This is a genomic window from Candidatus Spongiisocius sp., assembly GCF_965221825.1.
Lineage (GTDB): Bacteria > Actinomycetota > Acidimicrobiia > Spongiisociales > Spongiisociaceae > Spongiisocius.
Genome location: NZ_OZ244917.1, coordinates 1,598,962 through 1,625,217 on the forward strand (window position 1 = coordinate 1,598,962; position 26,256 = coordinate 1,625,217).

Annotated in this window: 18 protein-coding genes; 12 read left to right on the top strand and 6 right to left on the bottom strand. The window is 65.7% G+C overall.

Translation table 11 applies throughout. From position 1 onward, the window contains the following. Positions 1 to 1,082 precede the first annotated feature (1,082 nt). The 3 genes from ACOQPD_RS07550 to ACOQPD_RS07560 all read left to right on the top strand — a co-directional run bounded on the left by ACOQPD_RS07550 (position 1,083) and on the right by ACOQPD_RS07560 (position 3,255). On the top strand, positions 1,083 to 1,388 hold the full coding sequence (locus ACOQPD_RS07550) for a hypothetical protein (RefSeq protein ID WP_420614277.1): 306 nt from the start codon (positions 1,083 to 1,085) through the stop codon (positions 1,386 to 1,388). After that, positions 1,370 to 1,993 carry a DUF6036 family nucleotidyltransferase gene (locus ACOQPD_RS07555; RefSeq protein ID WP_420614278.1) on the top strand — a complete coding sequence of 208 codons (624 nt, stop codon included), beginning with the start codon at positions 1,370 to 1,372 and terminating at the stop codon, positions 1,991 to 1,993. Before ACOQPD_RS07550 ends, ACOQPD_RS07555 begins: the two co-directional genes overlap by 19 nt. Positions 1,994 to 2,556: 563 nt before the next feature. Then, positions 2,557 to 3,255 carry a phospholipase D family protein gene (locus ACOQPD_RS07560; protein ID WP_420614279.1) on the top strand — a complete coding sequence of 233 codons (699 nt, stop codon included), beginning with the start codon at positions 2,557 to 2,559 and terminating at the stop codon, positions 3,253 to 3,255. A 263-nt stretch (positions 3,256 to 3,518) separates the two neighbouring features. Here ACOQPD_RS07560 and ACOQPD_RS07565 read toward each other — a convergent pair whose 3' ends face one another. After that, a complete protein-coding gene (locus ACOQPD_RS07565) occupies positions 3,519 to 4,712 on the bottom strand; it encodes an ISL3 family transposase (RefSeq protein WP_420611466.1) in 1,194 nt (397 codons plus the stop codon). Positions 4,713 to 4,783: 71 nt separating this feature from the next. Further along, positions 4,784 to 5,002, bottom strand: coding sequence for a hypothetical protein (locus ACOQPD_RS07570; RefSeq protein WP_420614280.1), 219 nt, complete (start codon positions 5,000 to 5,002; stop codon positions 4,784 to 4,786). 1,732 nt (positions 5,003 to 6,734) lie between these two features. Between ACOQPD_RS07570 and ACOQPD_RS07575 the strand changes: the two genes are divergently transcribed. From ACOQPD_RS07575 to ACOQPD_RS07590, 4 genes are all read left to right on the top strand, one after another. Continuing rightward, complete coding sequence (locus ACOQPD_RS07575; protein WP_420614281.1) at positions 6,735 to 6,998, top strand: hypothetical protein; 264 nt, start codon at positions 6,735 to 6,737, stop codon at positions 6,996 to 6,998. Further along, complete coding sequence (locus ACOQPD_RS07580) at positions 6,998 to 7,726, top strand: HNH endonuclease family protein (protein ID WP_420614282.1); 729 nt, start codon at positions 6,998 to 7,000, stop codon at positions 7,724 to 7,726. The genes ACOQPD_RS07575 and ACOQPD_RS07580 overlap by 1 nt, the downstream gene beginning before the upstream one ends. 120 nt (positions 7,727 to 7,846) lie before the next feature. Beyond that, on the top strand, positions 7,847 to 9,151 hold the full coding sequence (locus ACOQPD_RS07585) for a ParB/RepB/Spo0J family partition protein (RefSeq protein WP_420614283.1): 1,305 nt from the start codon (positions 7,847 to 7,849) through the stop codon (positions 9,149 to 9,151). 9 nt (positions 9,152 to 9,160) lie between these two features. After that, positions 9,161 to 9,526 (top strand): helix-turn-helix domain-containing protein, encoded by a 366-nt coding sequence (locus ACOQPD_RS07590; protein ID WP_420614284.1) that lies wholly within the window; start codon positions 9,161 to 9,163, stop codon positions 9,524 to 9,526. A 133-nt stretch (positions 9,527 to 9,659) separates the two neighbouring features. Here the strand turns inward: ACOQPD_RS07590 and ACOQPD_RS07595 are convergent, their stop codons facing one another. The 4 genes from ACOQPD_RS07595 to ACOQPD_RS07610 all read right to left on the bottom strand — a co-directional run bounded on the left by ACOQPD_RS07595 (position 9,660) and on the right by ACOQPD_RS07610 (position 15,980). Next, positions 9,660 to 11,240 carry a hypothetical protein gene (locus ACOQPD_RS07595; RefSeq protein WP_420614285.1) on the bottom strand — a complete coding sequence of 527 codons (1,581 nt, stop codon included), beginning with the start codon at positions 11,238 to 11,240 and terminating at the stop codon, positions 9,660 to 9,662. A gap of 9 nt (positions 11,241 to 11,249) precedes the next feature. Beyond that, entirely contained in the window at positions 11,250 to 12,509 is a 1,260-nt protein-coding gene (locus tag ACOQPD_RS07600) for a CHC2 zinc finger domain-containing protein (RefSeq protein WP_420614286.1), read from the bottom strand. Positions 12,510 to 13,235: 726 nt separating this feature from the next. Next, entirely contained in the window at positions 13,236 to 14,456 is a 1,221-nt protein-coding gene (locus ACOQPD_RS07605) for an IS110 family transposase (protein ID WP_420614287.1), read from the bottom strand. Positions 14,457 to 14,759: 303 nt separating this feature from the next. Further along, on the bottom strand, positions 14,760 to 15,980 hold the full coding sequence (locus ACOQPD_RS07610) for an IS110 family transposase (RefSeq protein ID WP_420614288.1): 1,221 nt from the start codon (positions 15,978 to 15,980) through the stop codon (positions 14,760 to 14,762). Positions 15,981 to 16,471: 491 nt separating this feature from the next. Here ACOQPD_RS07610 and mobF point away from each other — a divergent pair, with 491 nt between their 5' ends. The 5 genes from mobF to ACOQPD_RS07635 all read left to right on the top strand — a co-directional run bounded on the left by mobF (position 16,472) and on the right by ACOQPD_RS07635 (position 26,231). After that, a complete protein-coding gene (mobF, locus tag ACOQPD_RS07615; RefSeq protein WP_420614289.1) occupies positions 16,472 to 21,280 on the top strand; it encodes a MobF family relaxase in 4,809 nt (1,602 codons plus the stop codon). Positions 21,281 to 21,580: 300 nt separating this feature from the next. Continuing rightward, positions 21,581 to 22,435 (top strand): hypothetical protein, encoded by an 855-nt coding sequence (locus ACOQPD_RS07620; RefSeq protein WP_420614290.1) that lies wholly within the window; start codon positions 21,581 to 21,583, stop codon positions 22,433 to 22,435. A gap of 532 nt (positions 22,436 to 22,967) precedes the next feature. Next, positions 22,968 to 24,002, top strand: coding sequence for a substrate-binding domain-containing protein (locus ACOQPD_RS07625; protein ID WP_420614291.1), 1,035 nt, complete (start codon positions 22,968 to 22,970; stop codon positions 24,000 to 24,002). Between the two features lie 238 nt (positions 24,003 to 24,240). Next, positions 24,241 to 25,539 carry an ISL3 family transposase gene (locus ACOQPD_RS07630; protein WP_420612458.1) on the top strand — a complete coding sequence of 433 codons (1,299 nt, stop codon included), beginning with the start codon at positions 24,241 to 24,243 and terminating at the stop codon, positions 25,537 to 25,539. Positions 25,540 to 25,742: 203 nt separating this feature from the next. Continuing rightward, positions 25,743 to 26,231: an IS1595 family transposase gene (locus tag ACOQPD_RS07635; protein WP_420614365.1), complete on the top strand. Its 489-nt coding sequence runs from the start codon at positions 25,743 to 25,745 to the stop codon at positions 26,229 to 26,231. Positions 26,232 to 26,256: the final 25 nt, after the last annotated feature.

A 26,256-nucleotide genomic window follows, 5' to 3' on the forward strand; every position in this document is an offset into this window, starting at 1 on the left:
ACCACTGATGCAAGGCAAGCAGCTGTGAGGAGTAGCAGAACAGCCCAGAGCGTGCCCTCTGCATGGTTGCTCTGGAAGTAAGCTCCGGGGCCGCGGACCATCGCCCCCACGTCCGGGGTAATCGCTGGCAACAACCCCCGAAGGGCGGCGAAACCGCGAGGGCACCGAGTTGACGGCGAGGCTGACCGCCATGATCGTCACGGTCTCCCGGAGCGGACTGTACCGTTTCTCGGGGAGTCGGGTAAGCGTCGCCAGTGGTTCATCTCAACGTCCGTGAGGAAGAGACCACAGGCGGGGGTTCCAGAACGCCTAGCCCCCAAGGGTGCAACATAACCTCCGGTCAGGCGAGAGGGGGTCGGTTGGAGGGTTCGGTTGCCCGGGCCGACAATCCCGTATGTCGGCCGGTAGGAGAGGTAGGCTGCGGCCGGAAACTGGTTAGAGATGGGCAGTGGTCAAAGGTCGCTGTTGTCGTGTCAGGGCAGTCCGTAGGCGGCAGGTGGACGCGACAGATGCGGCGCCTTGAACGGCTAGCCATCTAGGCAGTCGCGGCGGAGCGGCGGGCAGCCGGTCGGAGGGGAGGACGATTCGGAGCATCCACCGTCGGGGTGCCCGTATCGTCGGGTCTTCGACCCGGAGACTGGTCGGGACGTTCTGCCATTGGCCTGGGTGGGTCGCTCAGGTGGCGGGAACCTTGGCGTACCCCACTATGCGGCTACGGACCTCGACGAGGGCGAAGCAAGCTGGGTGACCCCCACCCCGCTGCGACGGGCCGCCAATGCCCATTGGAGGCAGGTCACGCACTGACAGGCAGCCCCTACAGGGTCTAGGCCCGGAGGTCCGGGCCCGCTCGTACGGATGTCCACGCTGCCAACGGGAACTGCTACCCCCACTAGGCTTAGGTGTTGCTCCTTGGCAGCGCAGGTGAGGTTGTGGCACGTCGAACAAGTACAGCACAGACTGCCCAACGGCCGCGGCGGCAGTTGTTTACCGCAGCGGATCTTCCCCGGCTCATGTCGGTCCCTCCCAGTGTTGACATGAGCCCCTACCGGGCCCCTCTGCTGCAGTTCATTTGGGATTGGAACGTGGCTCCGGACAAGCCGGCCCTCGTTGCGGAGGCCCCGGTCTACGCGGGCGACGATCCGAATCTGCTACCGGCGATCGCCGTGGTCGTCCACGCTCTGGCCGACCGCGACGGCGTGCCGGTGCCCGGTTGGGTCGCGGGTCACCGGTCACCGGCCGACGTGATGCTGTTCGGCTACGCGTTCGACGGCCCCTACTCCCGGTGGGAACGGACGCGCTCCCCCACCGTCTGCGGTCACCACCGGGTCTGGTTTCACCCGCGTACGCTCGACAAGGGCACGCCTGACTGGTGGCTGCCCTGGGACTGAGCACCGACCCGACCCTGCTCAACGCACGGCGGATCGGGGAACTGTTCCAGGCTCTAGATACAAAGCTGGACGACGTCAGCATTCGCAATCACGTCGAGCTCGTGGTCGTGGGCGGCGCAGCCGTGGCCCTGCAGTGGAACCGGCGGCGGACTACCTACGATGTCGATGTTGTGGCCGAGGGCATCCCGGCGGTGTTCTGGGACGTGGCGGCAGCGGTCGGACGTGACGCGGGCCTTGAGGACGACTGGATGAACGCCGCCGCCCGTGTCAAGGCCCCTACCGGCCCTACGCCTGGGGAACCCACGGAGATCTACGCAGGCTCGAACCTGCGGGTGTACGGGGCAAGCCCTCACTACGTGCTGGCGATGAAGCTACTCACGGGCCGTAACGTGGACCTCCAGGACCTACCCGTGCTCCTCGATGCGGTCCAGCCGGAAACCCGCGACGAGTTGTACGACTTGGTCGAACACGCGTACCCGACGGCTCACATACCAGCCGCAGCCCGTTACATCATCGAGCAGTCGTGGGACGACTACATCGCTGACCGCCCCTCTCGGGAGCTCCCCGACCGGCGACCCAGTATCGGCCCGGGCCTGGATCTGTAACAACGTTCGGGGGTTCGACCACCACTACGGGCTACAATGCGCCCCCGGAACCGTCCATAACGGGCGGAACGAACGGCCTACAACAGGAAGTCCCCGACCGTGACGAGGATCTGCGACCCGGACGGGCCCTGCGACCACCACCCGCCTGTGCAGGTCCCCGCTGGCACCACATGGGACCATGCCTACTCACGGGAACGGCGGATCCGCCCCGCCGGTCTCGCTATGACCGTTGTGGGCACTCCGGACACTAGGTCCAGCGGCGGTCGCACTCGGAGCCTGGGAGGCAACCCACGTAGTCCCAGCACTATGGGCGGCGATGCCTACCTGGTTCTCTGAGGTTCCGGTCACCCCCCTGACCCCGCTCCTCCCCTGGCGGATGATCGCAGCAGTGGTCGGAGTGATGCTGGTATGCTTTGCCGGGCCGGGTGGGGGCTGTTCGGTGACGACGGGTGGCCGTCCGAAACGCTGAAACGCGTGAGAGCCCACCCCGAGGTCGAGCATTGGGCACACTCGCTCGGTCATAAGGGCACCCACCGCTATGCCGTATTTCTCTGGAGGGCCTTGTGGCGCGCTTCCTAACTACAACAGGTGTTTCCTACCGGCTCGAAGAACTCATCAAGAACGCCGAGGAACGGTTGGTGATTATCAGTCCGTTTCTGCAGATCAACGACCGGATCAAAGAACTACTCGAGGACAAGGACCGTTTGAAGTTAGATGTCCGGGTGGTCTACGGGAAGAACGAACTACAGCCGGACGAAGAAAACTGGCTCGAGTCGCGGAGATCGCTCAGGATCAGTTTCTGTAAGAACCTCCACGCCAAGTGCTACCTGAACGAGCACGAGGCCTTGCTGACCTCTATGAACCTGTACGAGTTCTCGGAGGTCAACAATCATGAGATGGGTGTGCTCATTGTCCGATCTGAGGATCCCGAGCTGTACAAGCAGGTATACCGAGAGTCCATGAGAATCGTGCGGGTAAGCAACGAAGACCGCGTAAGCAACGAAGACCGCGTGACCGTAGCGAAGGTCGCTTCTAAGCAACGGTCCAGAGACGCCCTACGGCGGCTGCGACCCAGCCGAAACCACGCCGATATCGGCAACCCCCGGAGGGGGGATTCTGTATCCGGTGTCTGGGGGAGATCCCTTCTGACCCGACCAGACCGTATTGCAAACGTTGTTACAGGATCTGGCACCGGTATAAGAACACCAGCTATGTCGAGAAATACTGCTACTTCTGTGGCGATGAGAGCAAAACGACACTAGCCAAACCAGCCTGTCGCGTATGCTTCAAGAAGTACAAGAAGGTGCTCGCCCCTTCTGCTTAGCGGCTTCCCGCTCACTAGCCCTCGTCTTCGCTGCCGCGGCGGCTGTATTTGCAGTCGCCAGCGCCCGCACCATGCCGATCGAGAGGGCCGCCGCTCCGAGTATTGCTGAGGTGCCTGCTACTGCAGCGACGTGGGGCGCGGTTGGAACATCTTGAGGCTGCGCGATTTCGTGGGTTTTGGGTGCTGTAGCCGGTGTGGGGGTCATCTTACGAGGATGCCGCGGGCTGCGTAGTTGTCGGGGTTCGTGAACCCGTGAGCGACGCGTCGTAGGACTTGTAGGAGGTTGTTGATCCCTTCGATGGGTCCGTTGGTGACCCGTCGGGCGCTGTGGTAGGCCAAGATTTCTTCTCCCCAGGAAATGATCGTGTCCACAACGTCGTGGTATTCGGGGATCTGGCCGCTGTCGTAGAGGTCAGCGAACCGGGCGAGCGCCTGGTTGGCTCCTTGGAGGTCGTCGGCTTCGTAGATGCTGTAGAGCTCTTGGAGAGCATCCCACGCCGTCTTGAGCCGAGGGTAAGCCTCGAACAGTGTCTCCAGATGCTTGCGGTGGGCGTCGGTGAGATGGTCTTCTCTCCGCAGCAGGGTGAAGCGCGCTCGGAACAGGTCCGGCTCGAATGCTGGGGGTGTCTGGTCGGGGTCGCGGCGTTGGAGTTCTCGTCTTACCAGAGTCAAGCCTTCGGTGAACCAGCGAACCACATGGAAGCGATCCAGGACGTGGCGGGCGTCGGGCAGGTATTGGCTAATCGCAGCTTGGTAAGACCGTGAACCGTCTGTGACGACGATCTCCACCCCCTGGCACCAGTCCGGCCCCTGTTCCCTAAAGAACCTGCTCAGAGACCCTTTCGTGCGTCCTGGGATCATCGCCAACACCTGTTTGGTGTCCCCACACGCAACCACGGTCACATACCGGTGACGACGCCGAATCGACGTCTCGTCCACCAACAACACCCGACACGGCCGGACCCGACGCCGCTTCGCGACCCGAGCCGAATGGGCTCTCACCAACGCCATGATTCGATGCCAACCCACCCCATGACGGCGAGCCACCGCCCTAATCGACATCGCCCGGGCGTCCTCCACCAGCCGGCGAGAAAGCCGCCGGGTGAGACTCCCCTGAAACTGGTCATGCTCCTCGAGGTGCCGCTCCCCACAGTTGCCGCACACGAACCGCCGACGCCGCCACACCAGCGTCGTCCGCCGGCCCGACACCCCAAGGTCGCGGACCCGCTTGACCCGCCGATCCCACACCCGACGGCAGCGGAACCCGCAATACGGGCACCGCGACCACTCCCGAGACGACTCCACCTCCACCTCCAGGCGGTCAACCGTATCGACCGCCACACCCAGCACCCGAACACCACCCAACCACAAGCGAACGGACATAACATCAGACATCGAGGCCTCCTGGCATCGGCGAACTGGTACTTCACCGATTTCAGCGAGGCCTCACCCCCAAACCAAGGATTTCAGGCCCCCGCACCCACGTATTCGCGCAGGGCCAACATCTTCGCCAACGCCACAAGTCCTATTACCAGGAGGGCTGCCTCAAGAAGCAACAGAAACCCGGGTTCCGGGCGGGGCGGGCCGTTGTCTCGGGGTGACTCCTGCTGTTGGCGCCGGTCTGCCAGGCTGACTCCGACCACGGCGACCGTCACCGCGGCAGCGATCACGGTCACTGTACTCATAGCGCGCCCCGCCGCGTCGGCGGTGGTACTGATCGCTGCGGATACGGCAACAGACCCAAACACCGCCGTGGCAGCGCCTACGGCCAGCGCTGCCAGACAGGATTGCGCCGAGGCGTTAGCTGCGATCACCAACAATTCGTCTTTCCGTGTTACCACCCGTTCCTCTGAACAATGTAAGAGCCACCACGCCCCGCCGGCTGAGACAGGGCTCAGCAGGATCAGACCGGCGGCGACTGTCGGCCACCGGGTCACGATGACGAGGGGTAGCAGCAGCGACGCCACAGCGAACGCGGACGCAGCGACGCACCAACCCAGTCGAGGAGGTCGGCGCGGCGCCAACCTGGGCCATCTATGGTGCGGAACAGGTATCTTCTCCTGATGTACGGGCGGTTTCCGTAGATCATCTTTAGGTGGTCACGTTCACACACGGGGAACCTGCCAGCTGCATTCAGACAGACACTCGTAAGCGGCGTCCTCAACCCGTAGCCTGCCTCTAACGAGTCTTTGTGGAAAGCTAGGCCCGGCGTCGGGCGGATCAGCGGAACCCCGACCAGCCACATGCGGTAATCGGTGGCTGAGAGAACGAGCAGCCACCGGTAGACCTCCGACACTTGGACAAGTCGGCAGTTCGCGGTATCCGCTAGCGGCGACGAAGGGTCAGCCCTGAAAGCCTTTACGTTGTCGAGGATCTCCGTTCGGTACTCCTTAGCAGCGCCCGTGCATGTCTGGTCCCAGACATCGGCCAGCAACACCGAGGGTGGCTCCCTCACTGCGGGCCGCCGCTACCGCGTCCAGCGTAGGCAGCGGGTTGCTGTGCCATGACTCCCGAGCGAAGCGGCGGGTGTACTGCTCGGGTGTCTCACCCGGCTGAGGGTCCTTGGTGCCGTCCCTGCCCAAGTGGAGTCAGCCCGGTGCCTTGTGCCGCCCGGCCCACACGACTGTGACCCGCACCCCCTCACCGGCGTCCCCGAAGTACACCTGCTGGGCTGTCCATTCGCCGGTGTCGGTAGCGAGAATATAGCGACAGCCCTCTGGGGCATTTCAGTGATCGCCATCACCCGCCTCCGGAGAGCTGTTACATCCGCCTCTAGAGCGACCACGGCAACGGGCATGTACTCCGCCCAGCCCGTCCCGGTGGCCTGCGCCGACGCAGCGGAGTCGAGGAGGTCAGCGTCGAACACCATGTAGTCGGGGTCGTCGGCCAGGGCGTAGATAGCACCGGTCGAGCGGGGGGAACCAGGCATACCCCTACACCTTACCCGTGGCATTGCGCCCTACCGGTTACGCTGACGCCCGATACGACCAGGAGGGAACGAGCCGGTGCCTGAGTGGCTGTGGCGTATGTGGAGGGCGCCCCTGCGGATCCGTAAGTTGTTCGCGTCACCCAAACAGCTGGGGTTACCCGGTGACCGCTCGCCTCGGGATCAGCAGGAGCAGGCGGAGCGGCTTCAGGCAGCGCGGCGGCAGGTCGAGGTGGTGAGCAGGGCGATGGCCGACGCGGAGCGTCAGGTGAAGACTGCTGCTTGGCAGTGTGTTCGGTCCGGGCACTCCTACTCGGGGGTGGCCGAGTTGGCTGGCGTAGACGTCGAGGTGGTGCGGGGCTGGGTGGCCGAGGTGTCCGATGCGTGGGGGCAGCCCAGCGGGGATGTGATCGCTTACCCGGCCGCTGGCCCGCCCTTGGGATCGGGGGTAGGATCACCGGGACATATGTCCTATCTGCTGCGGGGCTTTCATGGACCCATCGGACGACGCTTACGACATCGTGCTCGACGACCCTCACAACCTCGTGCTCACGGACCTAATGGGCCTCTGGGCAGACCGGGCGAACCGGCTCCACGAACAGCGTGAGGCCACCACCGCGTTCCGTCTTGCCCTCCGCGCCGCCGTCGAAGACGACAAGGTGCCGGTCACGGCGATAGCCGAAGCTCTCGATATCAGCCGCCGAGGGGTGGGCCGGCACCTAACAGCTGCCCGTTCTCTACCTGACACCTCCTGATGCTCCGCCGCCTAGCTGCCGTGGCTCTGCTGCTGGCGGCCTGCGGCTCCCCGGACACCGCGGCTGAGTCGCTTCCCGTGATGACTCTAACCCCTGAAGCGCCTGCCACTTCCACCACCGACCGGCCGCCTGCCCCCTCCTCCACTGCCGCCGCAACGACGACCACCCCCCAGCCGCCACTCACGGTGTTGCTGGTGGACCCGACCCGGTTGACCGTGGCACCCGAGGTGTGGGGAGGTTATGACCGGGACCTGTTTCCCCACTGGCTCGACCTCGACGGGGACGGCTGCGACACCCGCCAAGAGGTGCTGATCCGCGACTCGGCCACGCTGCCGACCATGCATCCTGAGCGGGTGTGCCGGGTAGTTGCGGGGGAGTGGTGGTCGGCCTACGACGATTGGTGGACGACCGACCCCGCCGACTTGCACATCGACCATCTGGTGCCTCTGGCCGAGGCGTGGGAATCGGGTGCTCGGCTGTGGGATGCCGAGCAGAGGGAGGCCTTCGCCAACGACCCGGCCGGGTTGGTGGCGGTCAGCGGCCGCTCCAACACCGCTAAGGGGGCCTCCGACCCGACCGACTGGCTACCGCCGCACCAGGCTGTGTGGTGCACCTACGCGGCGGTCTGGATCGAGGTCAAAGCGGCGTGGAACCTGACGGCCGACCAAGCCGAGTTCGACACCCTCGCTGCGCTGGCCACAGACTGCAACGTTTCTCCTTCCAACTGACATCCGGAGGCGGCCGACTCTCCCAGCCATTCCACCGCCGTGTTTCCGGCTGAAACACTAAACGTGTCACACGTCCGGTGTATGTTCTACACCATTAGGACACCGATGGAGAGGGTGGTCATGACAGAGGCTGATCTGCGGCACATCCGGATAGCCGACCTGGACCGGAGACACAACGTGCGCCGGTCGCTGGGGGACCTGAGCGACTTGGTGGAGTCGATCCGAGACTTCGGGGTTCTGACCCCGGTGACGGTCACCCCGAAGGCCTCCAGTAGCGGGTGGCGCCTGGTGGCTGGTCACCGCCGGACCGCGGCGGCCGAGGAGGCCGGGTTGGAGACGGTACCGGCGCTGGTGCACACAGCCGAGGGCGCCGATGAGCGGCTGCTGGCCACCTTGGTCGAGAACCTCCAACGTCTCGACTTGGACCCGGTGGAGGAGGCCGGCGGGTATCGCAGTCTCGTGGACGCGGGGTGGTCGCAGGCGGAGGTAGCGCGGCGGGTGCGCCGCTCGCGGGGCCATGTGTCCCGCCGGCTGCGGATACTCACCCTGCCCGACGAGGTCCAGGAGATGGTGGCCGAGGGGACGGTGACCGTAGAGCATGCCTACACCCTGTCACGGCTCGTAGCCAAGGGCGTGGACGCCGAGGTCGTCTCCGCCGCGGCCGACACCGCCCCCGAGTATGCCGCCACCCGGCTGCTGGAGATCGAGACCGCCGAGCGTAGGGAGCACCGCCGCCGCAAGCTGGAGCGGGGTGGCGTCAAGGTGGTCTTGGCGGACCGGCGGTACCACGCCCACGAAAAATACGACCGGCTCCTGTCCTCGATGCGCCTGGACGGTGACCATTCAGCCGAGCCGTGCCATGTGGTCATCCTCCACTACAACGACTACGGACGCACCACGATCGGAGAGGACGCGGCATGCACCGACCGCTCTCGCCATGACGCTGACGGTGACTCGGAGTTGAAGGTCCGGTCGGCCCGTCCGGAGACCGACGAGGAGCGCCGCAAGCGGGAGGAACGCGACGCCGAGCACGAGGCGAGGCAGAAGGAACGGCGGGCGGCGGAGGCAGCGCAGCTCCGACGACTGACCGCCCAGTTGAGGACACTCCCCGACGAGGTAGCGATCGCCGCGGTGCTCCGGCGGGAAGCTCGCGACGTGCTCCGGAGGGTACGCACGGACGACCCGCTGCTGCCGGTCGGCGAGGGTGTCGTGGACCCGGACGAGTCGTGGATGTACCCAGCGCAGGTCATCGACAGCGCCCAGCTGGGCGATCTGGCACGGGCTGTGCTCCGGTGGTGGCTGATCCAGACCGAGAAGGGCTCCTACCACAACAAGCGGACGATGCGCCCGGTCTACGAAGTGGCCGAGGCCTTGCCCGAACTCCCGGACGAGGACGATCCGGAGAAAGCGGCGGCGGTAGCGTAGACCCAGACCATGCCACCTCAGCAATCGCCCTTCGCTCCCGAGAGCCTGACCGCCGCCCGCCTCGCCTCCGGGTTAAGTCGGGCGGCGGTAGCGGAGCAGCTCGGTGTCCACCGCCAGCGGGTCTACGACTGGGAAACCGGGGTCAGCACCCCCCACGCCCGGCAGGTGCCGGCCCTCGCGGCCGCTGTGGGGGTCGAGGCGTTGTCTCTCGTGGACGGGTGGTCCCTCCGGAGCCGCCGTTACGCCGCCGGCCTCACCCAGGAGGCCGCGGCTGCCGCGGTCGGGGTGGCCCGTCCGGAGTGGAGCCGGTGGGAGAACGGCCTGCGCATCCCTCAGAGATACGCCGCGGCGGTGCGGCGGCTGGTCGGCGGGTAGACCCACCGGCTAGGCTACGCCGCTGCCTCCGTTCGTTCCCCAGAGATGGTCTGCGGGGCCGACGGGGTTCGCACAGTTGGTGCCGGCGCTCTCCCCTTAGGTGGTCTGACGCGCTGGCGCGCCCCGAGCGGGGTCAGAGGCTCAGACCGCCCCGATCAGGCGTGGCGGGTTGGACCGTGCGCTGGTCCTCGATGTGGTCGCACCGCCACCCAGCGGAGGAACACGGGCAGCGGGCGGCCGCTATGCGCTCCAGTTCCCGGTCGATTACGCAGCCGGCCTTGGCCGTGACGAGCGTCCCGATCTGGTCCAGGGCCTCGTCGGCTGCCCGGTACGTCGGGTACGGCGGCGAAGCGGCGTCCACTGTTCCGTCGGGGGTGCGGCACTGGACATACCAGGGGCCGGCCACCGCCTCGGCGGTGATACCCACCGTGGGGGCCTGGTCCCTCGGCGGCTGGGTGTAGCTGTCGTCGGCGCTTCCCTGCCACTGCGGGTCCCAGCCCAGGATGTGCAGTTGTGGGTGGGCGTTGACGACCAGCGCCATGAAGTCGCGGGCCTGCTCGGCTTCGTAGGCCGTCTGGTATGGGCCTGTCGTCTGCCACGGGGACCCGTCGGGTTCGGTGGTGACGACTTCCCACCCGTGGTTGTCGCGGTGGTAGGGGCGTACGTAGATGCCCACGGTGACCGCCCGCCCTGGCGGGGCGGGGGATGGATCGATCGGCAGTTCGGGAAGGTTGCCGTAGTGGCGGCAGACCCGCCGCTCGGCCCAGCAGGCGCAGTACTGGTGGAGCTCGACGCGTGGTGTGAGAGGGCGCCTCTCGCCGACTATGGGGAAGCACATGACGGCGCTTTCTACGAAGACGGCCGCCTGACGTGCCGAAGTAAGCGAAGGGAAGGTGGGGCCGTCCGCAAGCGGCCCGTCCGGTGTGGTCGCTCGGAGCTGCCAACCCTGATCGACTTGGCCCACGTCCACGAGCACGAAGTCGTCCGGGTTGTCATCGGGGTCGAAGATCGGGTGGGGCTCCGCCGGCGTGTGGTACAGCACAGCGCCGGGGTGGGCAGTAACCGAAGCTACGAACGCCGCCAAGGCACTGGCATCCGCCCGGGACGGAACCCGCAGCGAGCGGACCAGTTCGGGTGCTTCGTCGTCCTCGCGGGCGACCACATGCCACCAGGCGGAGGCTTCGTAGTCAGGTTCAACGGACAGGTACCGCTCAAGCAGAACCTGACCCCCACGACCGAACGGAGCCACGTTGTAGTGCCGACACGAGTCACCCGGCCCGCACCAGCAGCTGGACGTGATACGCAAAGGGAGGCGCCGCCCGTTGGCGCTCTCAGCGGAGGCCTCGAGGAAGCGGAGGGCGTTGTACGCCCCGACCTCGGACATCGGCCTCGAGTGGGCAACCGGTGACCCACCCGGCCGGGTGGCCGTGATACGCCAGCCGGGGAAGTCGTCTGCCGGGACCCTGCCCACCACGGTCGTGGTCCCATTCTCGGCGGTCGGCTGAGCGTCATCGAAGTGGACCTGGAGCGGCCCGTGGCAGGCGATCAGCGCTGACGCCAACCGGGCGAAATCGGTCGCTTCCCCAACGTGGCCGAAAGCCCCGGAGCTGTGCTTCTCCACTCCCTGGCGGCCACGGAGCCTCACGTCCCAGCCCCACGGGATCTCGCCCCAATCGCTGCGGTCATCTCCGAGTGGCTGTACGGAGAGGTACATGGCCCGGTGTCACAGCGCCAGCGCCGCCCGGGCGGGCGGCCGGCGAGTCTCCTCGGGGGTAAGCAGCGTCGCCGACCCCATCACACGCTCCACGGGCATTCCGGTGATGCCGGCAGCGACTGCAGCGAGCTCCCACCGTGTGTGCTCGTCTGCCTCGTCCTCGATCACCCGCCGGGCGTTGGCCAACAGCGACCTGCGGGCCGTGGGGTTGGCGGCAGTCCGGTAGCCGGACAGTGCCACATTGAGCCGGGCCTCGGGGATCGGCACAGCAGCTCGGGCAGCTGCTAGCGCCTCGTCCTGGCTGAGGCTGCGACCGGCGACGTGGTGGGCTTCGGCGATGTAGACGTCGATGCCCCGAACAGTGGGCGTGTCGGCGAGGAGCCCGAGCGTGGTGTCGGGGTCAGGGGAGACGACCACCGCCCTCGAGGCGAACCGGGCTAGCGTCGCCAGCTGGTCGGTGTCCAGGCGGGGCCCGCCCGGTGCCACCGTATTCGTCACACCGACCCTGTGCCAGGCGATCACCGCCGCAACGTCCGGCACCACAACAGCCGTGCCCTCCCGGGCGATGGCTGACCGGGCCTGGCCCATGCCGAACAGCAGCCGGGATCCACGGGACGGGGGGAACGTCCGCCCGGACGAGTCCTCGGAGGCGAAGCCAACCACTCGCTTCGGACCGGTCACCACCGGGTACACCACCCGGCCGCCCCGGCCCATACCCAACTCGGCCACCCCCGAAGCGGCGATGTCCGATCCGGACACGCCAGCATCCCGGAGTGCGCCGGTCACAGCGGAGGGGTCGGGCGGGGCCCAGCCTACGGTGAAGCCCGTCACGTCAGCCGAGCCGAAACCGTGTGTGCGGCGGAGGTAGCCCCGCGTCGCCGCAGCCCCGTGATCGACGCGGAGCAGGGCGTGGTAGAACTCGGCTGCCTGCCACCGGACACTCTCAAGGCGTGCCGCCCGGGACTGGCGGGCGGTCTGAGGGCCCAGGTCGATGCCCTCCCGCGTGGCCAGGATCGACAGCGCCTCAGTGAAGCTGACACCCTGATGCTGCTGGACGAAAGTCAGGGCGTCGCCCCGAGCGCCGCAGCCGAAGCAGTTGTACACACCCTTGTCGCCGCTGATACTCAGCGAAGGCGTGTCCTTGTCAGGGTGGAAGGGGCAGAGAGCCATCGCAGCGTCGCCGCCCGAACGGGTGACCTCGGTGACCTCCCCGATCAAGGAGACGATGTCGGTCACTTCCCGAACGAGCGACGCCGCTGTCGAACTCATGCTGGTCTTTCCTTTCTCCCTGCGGGTCCCTTGCCTCGACACCACTGTGCCACCCGACCCCCGAAACCCGGTCGCGTATCCACCCCTCTCCGGTCGCGCTCAACCGCGACCGGTCGCGCTTCCACCCAACCGCGGTCGCGCATCCCCACAGCCTCTCCCTTGGCGGTGCCGCAGCGAGGTCAGCCCACCGTCGCAGCCTGAGTGGACCAGCTGTGGGCCCGGCGGCGCGGGGGTCACGGTGTGGCGGTGGGACATGTGCCCGCCCCAGCCCCCAGCCTTGGGGATATATGTCCCATGACCATCGAGGGCGGGCGTGGTGGTCGCCCAGGTACCGGGCCTGTCCGACCGGTACCGGTCGCGTTCAACCGCGACCGGTCGCGCATCCGGTCGCGCATCCTCCTGACCTGGGGTTTTGTGGGTGTTGCACGGGCCGCTGGCCCACTGCCAGCGGTAGAGGCACTCCCACGAGTGTGGGTGGGCCGGCAGCGACATAGGGCGGCGGGACATATGTCCGGCAGCGGCCCCCGGACCGAGGGAACGTCTGTCCCGTCAGCCAGTAGGGGGTTTGCCAGCGGCTGAGGCTGGCCGTGAGGGTGGGAAGCAGGTTGGTGGGTCCGGCCCGGGCGGAGGCCGAGCAGCGGGCATGGACGGGCTCCGGAGGGCGCGTAGAGCCGTCTACCAGGGGTGTCGCGGTGAATCGTCGAGGGGGGTGTCCCTGTCTTGTTGTCAAGCCGCTTCGGGCAGTTTCTCGGGTTGGCGGGGTTGGTAGGGCGTTTGGGTCTTGAGCATGGCCAGGATGATGTTGGTGCGTCGGCGGGCGACGCAGATGACCGCGGCGTTGTGGTCTTTGCCGTGGGCGCGTTTGCGTAGGTAGTAGGCGCGGGCGTCGGGGTCGTGTTGGGTAGCAACGAACGCGGCGATGAACATGGCGTTTTTGAGTCGGTGGTTTCCGCCTCGTGATCGTCCTGTTCGGTGGCTGCGGCCTGATTGTCGGTCCACGGGGGCTAGGCCGGCGTAGGCGGCTAGCCGGCCGGGGTTGGCGAACCGGTGCGGGTCGCCGATCTCAGCCAGGGTTCGAGCTCCGGTTCTGGGCCCGAACCCGCACATGCTGTTAAGGACTTTTCCCAGCGGATGCTCCAAGAACGCCTGCTCGATGTCAGCTTCGAGGCGTTGTCGGCGGTCGATGATCCGGTCCAGGTCGGCGGCCAAGTCGCCGATTGTCTCGCCCCAGGTTGCCTCGGCTGGCACCGTGACGGTCTGGGAGCTGAGCGCAGCCCAGATCTCGTTGGTGAGTGTGTTGGCGGTGCGCTTGGATCGCTTGGATATCAGCGTCCGCACCCGGGCTTTGCCGGCGGTTCGCAGCGCTGTGGGGGTGGGGTATTTCACCAGCGCGGCTCTGAGACCAGGTGTCGACATCAGCCTTTCTCCCACGGCGCGTTCCAGAGCCGGGGACACGGCTAATAGGGCGTCTCTCAGGCGGTTCGCGGCCCGAGTAGCGTCGGCGGCCAGGTCTGTGTCCCGACCGTTGAGGATCCGCAGACGGGCCAACAACTCATCGGTGATAGTGGTCCAGGTCAGCCGATCGGCGTTACGCCAGGCGAAGTCGGCCAACACCTGCGCGTCCTTGGGGTCGGTCTTGGCCGCACCTGCGTAGAGGTCGGCAGCTCGGCGCATCGCTAGGCCGGTGACATAAGCCACCGGAATCGCCATCTCTGCGGCGACGGTGAGCGCCAGCACAGCCGCCGACGAGGTCATATCAACCACCAACGCCGTGCGGCCGTGGTCCCCAGCGTCGTCGATCATCCGCCGGATCGCTGATTCGTCGTTGGGAACCGCTCGGGCGAACAGCGCCTCACCGCTGGCCGACACCGCACAGGCGTAATGCTTGCCCTTGGCGATGTCTATACCGACGAACACTCCGGGAGCCGGCGTAGGCCTCTCACCCATCAGCTGGTCCTCTCTAGTCGCAAACTCCTTTCGGCAGCTACTCGAGGGCACCAACGCCTCAACCACTTTACGAACCAGCCCCCTGTCGGTGCATGTCCCTGTAAGAGGTCGCAGGCACCCAACCACGGCGGGTGGCAACACCCCCCAGGCCATCTCTCTGACAGGGGGACAAAGCCCTGCCCGCCGCGGCGAGCAACCAGCCCCGATACTCACACATCAGAGCTACTCAACAAGGTAAAGGGGTGGACGGGGTAGCGGGAGGGTAGCTAGGGGGCATTGAGGGGGGGTGTCCCTGTCTTGTTGTCAAGCCGCTTCGGGCAGTTTCTCGGGTTGGCGGGGTTGGTAGGGCGTTTGGGTCTTGAGCATGGCCAGGATGATGTTGGTGCGTCGGCGGGCGACGCAGATGACAGCGGCGTTGTGGTCTTTGCCGTGGGCGCGTTTGCGTAGGTAGTAGGCGCGGGCGTCGGGGTCGTGTCGGGTGGCGACGAACGCGGCGATGAACATGGCGTTCTTGAGTCGGTGGTTTCCGCCTCGTGATCGTCCTGTTCGGTGGCTGCGGCCTGATTGTCGGTCCACGGGGGCTAGCCCGGCGTAGGCGGCTAGCCGGGCGGGGTTGGCGAACCGGTGCGGGTCGCCGATCTCAGCGAGGGTTCTCGCTCCGGTTCTGGGTCCGAACCCGCACATGCTGTTAAGGACTTTTCCCAGCGGATGCTCCAAGAACGCCTGCTCGATGTCAGCTTCGAGGCGTTGGCGGCGGTCGATGATCCGGTCCAGGTCGGCGGCCAAGTCGCCGATTGTCTCGCCCCAGGTTGCCTCGGCTGGCACCGTGACGGTCTGGGAGCTGAGCGCAGCCCAGATCTGGTCGGTGAGTGTGTTGGCGGTGCGCTTGGAGCGCTTGGAGATCAGCGTCCGCACCCGGGCTTTGCCGGCCGTTCGCAGCGCTGTGGGGGTGGGGTATTTCACCAGCGCGGCTCTGAGACCAGGTGTCGACATCAGCCTTTCTCCCACGGCACGCTCCAGAGCCGGGGACACGGCTAATAGGGCGTCTCTCAGGCGGTTTACGGTTCTTGTCGCGTCGGAGGCCAGGTCTGTGTCCCGACCGTTGAGGATCCGCAGACGGGCCAACAGCTCATCGGTGACAGTCGTCCAACTCAGACGATCCGCGTTACGCCAGGCGTAGTCGGCCAGCACCTGGGCGTCCTTGGGGTCGGTCTTGGCCGCACCTGCGTAGAGGTCGGCAGCTCGGCGCATCGCCAGGCCGGTGACATAGGCCACCGGAATCGTCATCTCTGCGGCGACGGTGAGCGCCAGCACAGCCGCCGACGAGGTCATATCAACCACCAACGCCGGGCGGCCGTGGTCCCCAGCGTCGTCGATCATCCGCCGGATCGCTGATTCGTCGTTGGGAACCGCTCGGGCGAACAGCGCCTTACCGCTGGCCGACACCGCACAGGCGTAATGGTTGCCCTTGGCGATGTCTATACCGACGAACACTCCGGGAGCGGGCGTAGGGCTCTCACCCATTCAGTTGGTCCTCTCTAGTCGCAAACTCCTTCGGCAGCTACTCGAGGGCACCAACGCCTCAACCACTTTACGAACCAGCCCCCTGTCGGTGCATGTCCCTGTAAGAGGTCGCAGGCACCCAACCACGGCGGGTGGCAACACCCCCCAGGCCATCTCTCTGACAGGGGGACAAAGCCCTGCCCGCCGCGGCGAGCAACCAGCCCCGATATTCACACATCAGAGCTACTCAACAAGGTAAAGGGGGGTGATGGTGGAGGGGGTGGAGATGGGGCTGGTCGGGTGGTAGGCGGGGTCACGGGAGAGAGCAGAGGGAGGGACATAGGTCCCAGGCGGGTGGTGGGGTGGTGTAGCCGGGAGGGTGGGCGAAGCGGTCCGGAAGGCAGTCAAGTTTTCATTAAAATGCGGCACATATGTCCCGGCCCGTGTGGGACGTGTGTCCCGGTCTGGGATGCGCGACCGGGTTTCGGGGGGTGGTGGGCATGATGCCTGCCATGAGTCTTTACATCGCCAAGGTCGGGGTCGAACACGTCGCCTACTACACGGGGCGGAAGCAGCCGGCGGTGACAGCGTGGGCAGGTGCCGGCGTATCCGCCTCGTCCGGCACCGGTGGAGGCGTTCCCACGAGCGGCGGGGGTGGCTCCGCTGGCGGGGGCGGCGGGTCGGGTGGCGCCGTTGCGACCTCGGGTGCGGCAGCGAAGGCGGGGGGAGCGGTGGGTTACTACACCGGCAATCGTGGCGAGTTGCCGGGCCGGTGGCTGGCTGCGGGGGCGATGGGGGTCGTCGAGGGTGGGGTGGTGACACCTGACCAGTTGGCGGCGTCGCTGTCCGCGGTGGACCCTTCGAGTGGGGAGCAGTTGGGCCGCCGCTACCAGCCGGGCGGGTCGTTCGTTGACAAGGCGGGAGTGACACGTCGGCGGCGCATGTTCTCGGCGTTCGACTTGGTGTACGCCCCGCCGAAGTCGGTCAGTGCTGCGTGGGCGCTGGCGGGCGGTGCCGAGCGCAAGGAGATCGAGCAGGCGTTCGCTGTCAGCACCGAGGCGGTGGTGTCGTTCCTGCAGTCCGAGGCTGTCGCCAGCCGGGCGGGATATAACGGGGTGACACGGGTCGAGGTTCCCGAGGGCGCGACCGTTGCGGCGTTCGATCACTGGACGAGCCGGGCCGGTGATCCCCACGTCCACACCCATTTGCTGTTTCATAACCGGGTGCGCTGTGAGGACGGTAAGTGGAGAACCCTCGATGGTCGGCTGATCTACCGACACGCAGCGGCGGCGGCGATGGTAGGAGCGGCGGTGCTCCGGGCGGAGCTGTCGCAGCGGTTGGGTTGGTCGTGGGATCGGGTGGGTGACAACTGGCACGCCGAGTTGGCGGGCCGTCCCGACGACCTCACCGCTGAGTGGTCGTCCCGTCACAGGGATATAGCGAAGGCCGCCCAGGCCAAGATCCGCGTCTTCGAGGCCGAGTACCTGCGGGAGCCGACACCTGACGAGCGGCTAGCTATCTGGCAGGACGCCAACCGCCAAACCCGCCAAGACAAGGGCCACGACTCGGACCCTCATGCCCGCTGGCGGGAGGAGGCACGGGAACTCGGCGTGGAACCGGAGACCCTGTTGGCAGACCTACGCTCCGCGCAGCGGCGCGAAACCGGCCCCTACGACCGGGCCGAGGTCCTCGTAGCCGCCCACGATCAGCAACTCCCCGATACGCTGGCCGCCGGGGTGGTCGCCCAGTTGGAGCAGTTGGCCGCGGCGTCTCGGGGACTCACCCGCCCCGACATCCTCCGCACCGTGTGGGCCACCCTCAACGCCAGCGCCGAGCTGAGCGGCAGCGACATCGATATCCAAGCGACTCTCACCCGTTTGGCCGACGACCTGTGGGAGCGGGTTTGCGACCAGCTGGTGGAACGTGACGGCCGCTGGTACTCGCCAGGCCTCGCCGCCGCTGAGGTCACCAGTGTGTCGTGGCTCGGGGGCGAAGCCGAACCCGACCGCTCCGAAGCTGACACAGAGGGGTTGGGAGCGGATCAGACCGCAGCGGTGGCGGCGATCCTTGGCGCGGACACCAACGGGGTGCTGGTCATCGGCCCCGCCGGCGCCGGCAAGACGAAGATGTTGGGGCGGGTAGCCGGAGCGGTCGGCGCGGAGCGGGTCCTTGCCGTAGCGCCCACTGCTGCGGCTGCCGCCAACCTGGGTGAGGCCCTGGATGTGGCGGCTGAGACCGCCGCGTTGGCGGCGATCACCGAAGACCGGGTACCGCAGGGTGGGTGGGTGATCGTCGACGAAGCCGGACAGCTCGACACCCGCACCCTGGCAGCTCTGGCCGGGCGGGCTGCCCGGGCCCGGGCGCGGATGGTCCTTGTCGGGGACACCGCCCAGCAAGGCTCGGTCGGGGCGGGCGGCGTGTTCGAAGCGCTCGCTGACCGGCCCGACCTCGTGCCCGCAACCCTGCTCTCCGAGCTGTGGCGCTTTGGGGACCGGGACGAGGCCCGAGCCACCATCGGGCTACGCGTCGGAGACAAAGCCGCGCTCGACTACCACACCGAGCGGGGACGTGTCCACGACACCACCGAACCCGAGTTGGCCGACTTCGCCGCCGCCTGGTGGGAGCAACGCCGCGACCAGAACACGATCATCACCGCCCCCACCCTCAGTTTGGTGACCGAGATCAACACAGAGATCGCCGCCCGCCGCCACCGCAGCGGCGAAACCGGAGACATCGTGTCGGGCGCTGGCGGCGACGCTATCCGGGTGGGCGACACCGTGGCCACCCGCCGCAACCACCGCAAAATCGTCGCATCCGACGGCCAATGGGTACGCAACGGTGACCGCTGGGTCGTCACCGGCGGGGACAAAGACGGGGCCGTGACAGCGCACCGCCTGGACGACGAAACCGCCACTGTCGTCCTCCCAGGCTCGTATGTCACGGACCACCTCGACCTGGGCTACGCCACCACCCAGGCCCGTGTCCAGTCCCTCACTGTCGACGCCGCCCTGTGCGCCGTGACCGTCGCCAGCCGCCGCGCCCAGCTGTACGTGGGTCTCACCCGCGGCCGCAGAGCGAATCACCTGGTGGTCGTCACCGACCAACCCCAGCATGACCCCGACACCCCACCCGACCACCTACCGCCCGATCACATCATCGAAGCCGTGCTGAAGCGGGGATCAGCGCACCCGCTTTCTGTTCCCGCAGGCTCGCAGCACATACCCGCCTACGTGGCCGCCGCCCACCTCGGGCAGATAGCTGACACACCCTACGGGGCACCGTTGCCCGACCTCGAAGCTCTCGGTGGTCGCCGCTCCCTCGGGACGGTGGCCGCGGTTACCGACAGCGTAGAAGCCCGGGTCAGCTCCGACATCGAAGCATGGTTGGACGGCCAACTCGCCGAAGACGAAGCCGCGCGGCGGTGGGAGGACACCTTCCTGGCCTCCCTTGAGGCCGGCGAAGACGTAGAGGAGCTGTTCGCCCCCGCCGTCGCAGACCCCGACGACTGGTCACCGATCTACGACCTGCCCCCCGACGATTACGACGACTACGCCCCGGAGCGTGTGCCGGCCACTCCCCCGGCTTCTGCTCCAGTAGCGCTTGCTTCCGATGTCGAGGGGGCCGTGGCCGTCGCCACCGAAGCCTGGGGCGCCGACCACTTCGAGCCGTTCCTGGCCCTGGCTGACAGCTGGGCCGACCAGCCCGGCCCCCACCCCCTCGACGACCCCGGACCCCTCGTCGATCTGGTCGCCCGCTACCAGCTCGCCCGCCGGGTCGGTGACCGAGACGCAGCATCGCATACCGTTGCTCTTATGGCCGCGGTGGCCGATCCGACCCTCCGTGCCCTCCTTGACCCCCATGTCCGCCGCCGGCTCAGCCCAGACGAAACGCAGTGGGCAGCCGACGTCCGTGCGTCTCTTCGAGCCCGGCGGGCGCAGCGGTGGAGCACCACCCTCGAAGCCCTTGACGCAGCCCGCAGCCGCCTCCACACACAATTCCCCGAAGGAGGACCTCCGGGAGCGGACCTCGCCGCCATCGACCGGGCTCACTGGTACCAGGCTGTAGCCGACTGGCTCACCGACGGAGCCTCAGCCGCCCGCCTCAGCGCCGTCTGGTACCTCGCCACCCAACGAACCGCCCAGGTGATCGCTGCCACCGCCCAACCGGCCCAGGCTCCCATCCCGGTTCCCTGGACCCAACCCACCAACCCACCCGCCGCTGCTGGCCCACGACTGCCCGCCATGCGCCCCATCCCCCTCCCCAACCGCACCCAGCCCGCCCCGGCCGAAGACAGCAGCCAGACCCCGCAGCGTCAGGTCCTGGAACGAAGCGCCGACTGGTACCACCAACAGCTCCTCAGATCACCACACGCCACCGAAGCCCGCCAATACCTCACCGACCGAGGTATCACCCCCCACGACTGGAAAAAGTGGAAACTCGGATGGGCCCCCGACCGCTGGAGAGGACTCTGCAACACCATCCGCGAAGACAAGGTAGCCGTCGACTCGGGCGTGGCCGCTGTCAGCCGCAAAACCGGGCGAGCGTACGACGTGCTCCGAGCAAGAATCGTGTTCCCCATCCGCACCCGAGGCGGAGACGTGATCGGGTTCGCAGGACGCAAACTCCCCACCAACACCGACCCCCGATCCCCCAAGTACCTCAACACCCGCACCACCCACCTGTACCACAAGACAGAAACTCTCTACGGCATAGCCGAAGCCGCCGAAGGCATACGCGCAACCGGAACTGCCGGGGTCGTAGAGGGCTACACCGACGCAATCGCCGCCCACAAAGCAGGCCTCACCAACGTAGTAGCTACCGGAGGAACCGCCTTCACCCAAAGCCACCTCACCCGCATCGTCGCCGTTGGCGCCCACCACCTAGTCGCAGCGTTCGACGGCGACTCATCCGGCCAACAAGCCCAGCGCAAAGTCCTCGACCAAGCCCACGAAGCCGACATCCCCACCACAGCCGTGACTTTCCCCCCAGGCGAAGACCCCGCCAGCCTCGGAGCCGCAGCCCTCCTCGAACACTGGCACACCGGACTCCCCCAGCCCTGGCCACACATCAACCAGCACCTCGGAGGAACCGACATCCACACCCGCATCCGCGGACACCGGGCCGTAGCCGACACCTACACCGACGGAGACCCCGTAATCGCCGCCATAGCCACCCACCAGGCCCTCACCCACACCCTCGGAGCCACACCCCACACCCTCGCAGCCTGGCACCGTCCAGGGACCCGCGCTGCCGCCACACTCGGTGGGTCCGCCCGCACGGGCCCACCGCGTGCGGGAGTGTCGACCGTGGGTGGCTTCTAAATCCGACTCCACGGTGCGGACGCTCATTCGGCTCGTGGGTTTCGGCAACTCTCGGTCTTGCCATCTACTCACACACGCGTCATTTGCTCTCCGCCCGCCGCGTGGGCGGGTGGAGAAGAGAGGTGGACGGTGACCTGCTGGCGATTCGAAGAGCCATTAGTAAGTCGAGCCCGCGGGTTCTTAGCCGTCAGACCCTCTCCGATCCCGGCTACCCGGGCCGGGCGCTGATAAGCCATTGTCATGGTTGGGTGTTGGACCTTGTGGGTACAATTATGGCCGATCCGAGGCTGGAGCTGAACGATGGAACATGTCGAGTTACCCAAGGTCAGGATTAAGGGGGACCCTGTGTTGAGCGAGCGATGGGTTCAGTGGGTGATCGAAGCTAACCCGTCACTGCTCGGTCTCGGCGATCTCGACGTGAGAGATGTTGAGCGTCGTCAGCTGCATGGGGGGCGGCTGGACATGCTCTTGGCTGATCCGGACACGTCCACGCGTTATGAAGTGGAGTTGCAGTTGGGTGCTACAGATGAGTCCCACATCATCCGTACCCTTGAGTACTGGGACACTGAACGCCGCCGATACCCGCAGTACGACCATGTTGCGGTGATAGTGGCGGAGGAGATCACGAGCCGGTTCTTCAACGTGATCAGCCTTTTCAACGGGTTCATCCCGATCATAGCTATCCAGGTGACCGCGCTGCGTGTCGACGCGGACCGGGTTGCGCTCGTGTTTACCAAAGTATTGGACCATGCAGTACTAGGCACGGACGAGGAGGACCAGGGTGAGCCCACCGATCGTGGCTACTGGCAGCAGAGATCAACACCGAAGGTTATGAAGCTGCTTGACCGGATCCACTCCATGGTGGAACAACACGACGGTGGTGTGGATCTCAACTACCGCAAGCACTACATCGGTCTACATAAGGACGGAGTGGCCAACAACTACGTGTCGATGGTGCCTCAGAAGAAGAAGATGAATGTCCGCTTCCGGATTACCCGCTCCGACGAAGTGACCGACATGATCGACGAGTCCGGTATCGGCACCTTTCCCTACGACAAGTATGGCAACTATCGGGTCGCCATCCCCAATGAGACGGTCATCGACAAACACACCCAACTACTCACGGACCTGATCGCCATCGCCAAGCCCGAATAGGCTATCGAAGGAGGTAACCGTTTCATATCCCTTTGCCATCTGTATGAGGGCGCGCTGGTGACCGGCGACAGCAACCCACCATTGAGGAACTCGCCCACCCTCCAAACTTTGACTCAGTCGGGTGGCTAGCCCGCAAGGAGGGATCGTTGTGGCGGTTCCCGTCGGTGGAGAAGAAAACACAAAGGGGTGGGAGTTAGACGAAGCGTTGGCAATGGTGGTCGAGTCGGTCGGAACTTCCTGGGTGGCTCTCCGTGCGGTGGAGCTAGAATGGTCCGTAGTGGAGTGGTTGGTCATGGGCCGAGGGTACTGAAGGAACCTGTGCGGATAATCGGTGGGGCAGTTCAGTGAGGTGTTGTTCAAACTGTCCGGTAGTCACGTCTGAAGACTCGGCGGAGATCGAGGAGGATATGCGTTCTCAGGCGCCTGTGTCCCCAGCACGGAAGCTACTGTCAGTGATCATTGCGCTCGCTGAGGCCCATTGATGGGTCAGGTACGTGCCTCGGCTGATTCAGGGCCTAGGATGATGGCCCTTATGGGCCGCCAGGCGAGGGCAGTGGTGGTACGGGTGTTCGTGGTTGGCTTGGTTGCGGGGTGTGTTATGAGTCCTACAGCTGGTGATCCGCTGGTTGTTGGGCTCATCACCAAGACGGAGTCGAACCCGTTCTTCTTGACGATGAAAGCGGCCGCGCTGAGCCGAGCCGACGAGTTAGGTGTCGAGTTACGCACTTTTTCGGGCAGGTACGACGGGGACTGGGAAACGCAGGCTGAAGCGGTAAACAGCCTGGTCACGGATGGAGCCGTCGGTATTCTCATCACTCCTTCGGATCCGACTGCCCTGTCCGACACGGTGAGAATGGCACGAGAGGCCGGCGTGTTGGTCATCGCGCTTGACACCCCCTTCGATTCGCCGGATTCAGTTGATGCCACCTTTGCTACGGACAATTTCAGGGCCGGTGCGTTGATCGGTAAGTGGACCCGAGCGAAAACGGACATGTCCGGAGCCGATGTCAGGATCGTTACGCTGGATGGGTCAGGAACCCAGATCACGATCGATGTCTTACGAAATCAGGGTTTCCTAAGCGGCTTCGGCATCGACGTCAGAGACCCCACAAGGATGTACGACGAAGACGACCCACGCATCGTCGGGCGCGGTGCCACCATGGGTACAGCAGCGGGGGGTCGGGCCGTCATGGAAGACCTGATCCGGCGTGACCCGGGAATCAACGTGGCGTACACGGTCAATGAACCTGTAGCGGCAGGCGCATTCGCAGCATTGGAACAAATGGGTAAAGAGAACGACGTTCTGATCGCTTCTATCGACGGTAGCTGTGAGGGAGTGGGCCGGGTTGCCACCGGCGAGATCGAAGCCACTTCAATGCAGTACCCCCACAAGATGGCGTCCCTCGGGATCGACACGGTAGTTGAATATTCCAGAACGGGTAAGAAACCTGAGAATACGTCCGGTCTGGGCTTCTACGACACGGGCGTGACGTTGGTCACCAAGGATCCCATTGCGAAAGTCCCATCGATCACCCCTGAACGGGCACTGAACGAATGCTGGGGATAGCGCTCCTAGCAGCTACGGCGCCACAAAGTCAAGATCAGTTGAGTGATGAACACAGGGTAGAATTGGGGAGAGTCTGCAGTTGAGGGTGGGATCCTCTCCGGACTCCCGATGATTAGGGGCTCTTCGCGAATGGGTGGGGAGTAGGGGATCTTCCAGGGGGGTCGGAATCCGCCAGAAGTGAGGAGGGGTCCTCCATAATCGGCTGTTGAGAAAACACATCCGAGGCAGGAGGACCCCTGTGGAAGCTGATCCTACGCGCATGTGCGAGCTGCTGGTCGGCCTTGGGGAGGTTGATCTGGTCGGGATCGGCGACGGAGGCGGGGACGAACCGTTGGAGGTAGTGATCCGCTCCCGGCGACCCCGCCCGACCTGTGATGACTGTGGCAGCCGGTTGTGGTCGAAGGGGTATCGGACGGTGGTGTTGGTGGACCTGCCGGCGTTCGGGCGGCCTGTTCGGTTGCGGTGGCGGAAACGGCGCTGGGCGTGCCCGAATCCTGGGTGCGCGGTTGGGTCGTTCGTGGAACAGGATCCGGGGATTGGTCCGGAGCGGGCATTGTTGACATCGAGGGCGGCTCGGTGGGTGACCGTCCAGGTCGGGAAGCTGGGTCGCCCGGTCGATGAGGTCGCTACAGAACTGGGTTGTGGATGGCATACGGTGAACAACGAGGTTGCCCGTTGGGGCGAAGCCCTGTTGGAGGCCGACACCTCTCGGGTCGGCCAAGTTGAGGCTGTGGGGGTGGACGAGACCCTGTTCTGGCGTCAGGGCCGCTGGCGGACCAAGGTGTGGTGCACCTCTGTGGTCGATGTCGGAGGCCGCCAGCTGATCGACATCGTGGCTGGTAGGACAGCTGAAAGCGCCGCCCGGTGGTTCCGGTCACAACCGGTGGAGTGGCGAGACGGGATCCGCTGGGCCGTGCTGGACATGTCCGGCCCGTATCGGACCGCGTATGACAGGGTGCTGCCCAACGCCGCGCAGGTCGCAGACCCGTTCCATGTGATACGGCTCGCTAACCAGCGACTCGACGAAGTACGCCGCCGAGTTCAGAACGAAACCCTCGGGCACCGAGGCCGAAAACACGACCCCCTGTATCGGATACGGCGGCTACTCACCTCCGCCTCGGAACGGATCAGCGACCGGGGCCGCATCCGGCTGCGGGGTCTCTTGGACGCCGGCGACCCCCACGGAGAAGTCCGCACAGCCTGGCACGCCAAAGAGACCGTACGGGGCATCTACCAAATCGACAGCATCCCAACCGCCCTCCGATACACCCTCCAACTCGCCGACGACCTCCAACACGAATCCTGCCCACCCGAGATCAACAAACTGGGCCGAACCATCGCCCGCTGGACCCCCCAGATCGCCAACTGGCACATATCCAAAGTGACCAACGGACCCACCGAAGCCCTCAACAACCTCATCAAACGCATCAAGCGAACAGCCTTCGGGTTCCGCAACTTCGCGAACTACCGAATCAGAGCACTCCTCTACGCCGGGAAACCCAACTGGAACCTACTCACCACCATCACTCCCCACTGAAACGCGATGAGCCTGATTAGGTTCCTTTGATTCCATGAATTAGGTAATCTGCAAACAGGGCTATTGCCTTCCGGCCGGGTGCCTTGACTCCAATCTGTCAGGGATCCATGCACGACTGCAGCCCCTCTACCGTGAAGCGAGCCGAACGGCGCTGCCCTCGCCTCAGATGAGCGCTTGGGGTTACGGCTTGATTTCAGCAGCGCATCCGGACGGTGTTCGGGCAAATGGTCCCCGACGATCAGATGACCAGACCCGTAGAAGTCGACCAAGTCTACATTGGTGGTTTGGAGAACACGCTTCGAAGAAGCTTCACGCCGGAGGGGAGGCCGGTGGGCAAAACGGCCATGGTCGGAACTCGGGAACCGGGCCACCGACGTGTCGTGGTCAGAGTTGTTTCGGACACGCAGGCGGATACAGCTTGCCAGGAGTTTGTGGAGGAACGGTCCGTCCCCAACGTGCCGTTGTACACGGGCGGTGCCACCGCATACAACGGGCTAGAGAACCGTGAAGCTGTCCACCACTCGGTAGGCGAGTACGTGCGCTGTCAGGCGCATACCAACGGAATGGAATCCTTCTGGGCCACCCTCAAACGGGCCCACAAGGGGGTATTCCATCGTATGAGCCCCAAGCACCTACAAGGCTACGGAGCAGAGTTCGCCGGTAGGCACAACGGGGAACTGGTACACATCTAGCCCTACTATGAGTGCAGTAAACGGG

Excerpts from the sequence above, each read along its gene's own strand:
- ACOQPD_RS07565 (WP_420611466.1), bottom strand. The coding sequence starts at position 4,712 with ATGTCTGATGTTATGTCCGTTCGCTTGTGGTTGGGTGGTGTTCGGGTG.
- ACOQPD_RS07570 (WP_420614280.1), bottom strand. The coding sequence starts at position 5,002 with ATGAGTACAGTGACCGTGATCGCTGCCGCGGTGACGGTCGCCGTGGTC.
- ACOQPD_RS07575 (WP_420614281.1), top strand. The coding sequence starts at position 6,735 with ATGGACCCATCGGACGACGCTTACGACATCGTGCTCGACGACCCTCAC.
- ACOQPD_RS07580 (WP_420614282.1), top strand. The coding sequence starts at position 6,998 with ATGCTCCGCCGCCTAGCTGCCGTGGCTCTGCTGCTGGCGGCCTGCGGC.
- ACOQPD_RS07585 (WP_420614283.1), top strand. The coding sequence starts at position 7,847 with ATGACAGAGGCTGATCTGCGGCACATCCGGATAGCCGACCTGGACCGG.
- ACOQPD_RS07590 (WP_420614284.1), top strand. The coding sequence starts at position 9,161 with ATGCCACCTCAGCAATCGCCCTTCGCTCCCGAGAGCCTGACCGCCGCC.
- ACOQPD_RS07595 (WP_420614285.1), bottom strand. The coding sequence starts at position 11,240 with ATGTACCTCTCCGTACAGCCACTCGGAGATGACCGCAGCGATTGGGGC.
- ACOQPD_RS07600 (WP_420614286.1), bottom strand. The coding sequence starts at position 12,509 with ATGAGTTCGACAGCGGCGTCGCTCGTTCGGGAAGTGACCGACATCGTC.
- ACOQPD_RS07605 (WP_420614287.1), bottom strand. The coding sequence starts at position 14,456 with ATGGGTGAGAGGCCTACGCCGGCTCCCGGAGTGTTCGTCGGTATAGAC.
- ACOQPD_RS07610 (WP_420614288.1), bottom strand. The coding sequence starts at position 15,980 with ATGGGTGAGAGCCCTACGCCCGCTCCCGGAGTGTTCGTCGGTATAGAC.
- mobF (WP_420614289.1), top strand. The coding sequence starts at position 16,472 with ATGAGTCTTTACATCGCCAAGGTCGGGGTCGAACACGTCGCCTACTAC.
- ACOQPD_RS07620 (WP_420614290.1), top strand. The coding sequence starts at position 21,581 with ATGGAACATGTCGAGTTACCCAAGGTCAGGATTAAGGGGGACCCTGTG.
- ACOQPD_RS07625 (WP_420614291.1), top strand. The coding sequence starts at position 22,968 with ATGGGCCGCCAGGCGAGGGCAGTGGTGGTACGGGTGTTCGTGGTTGGC.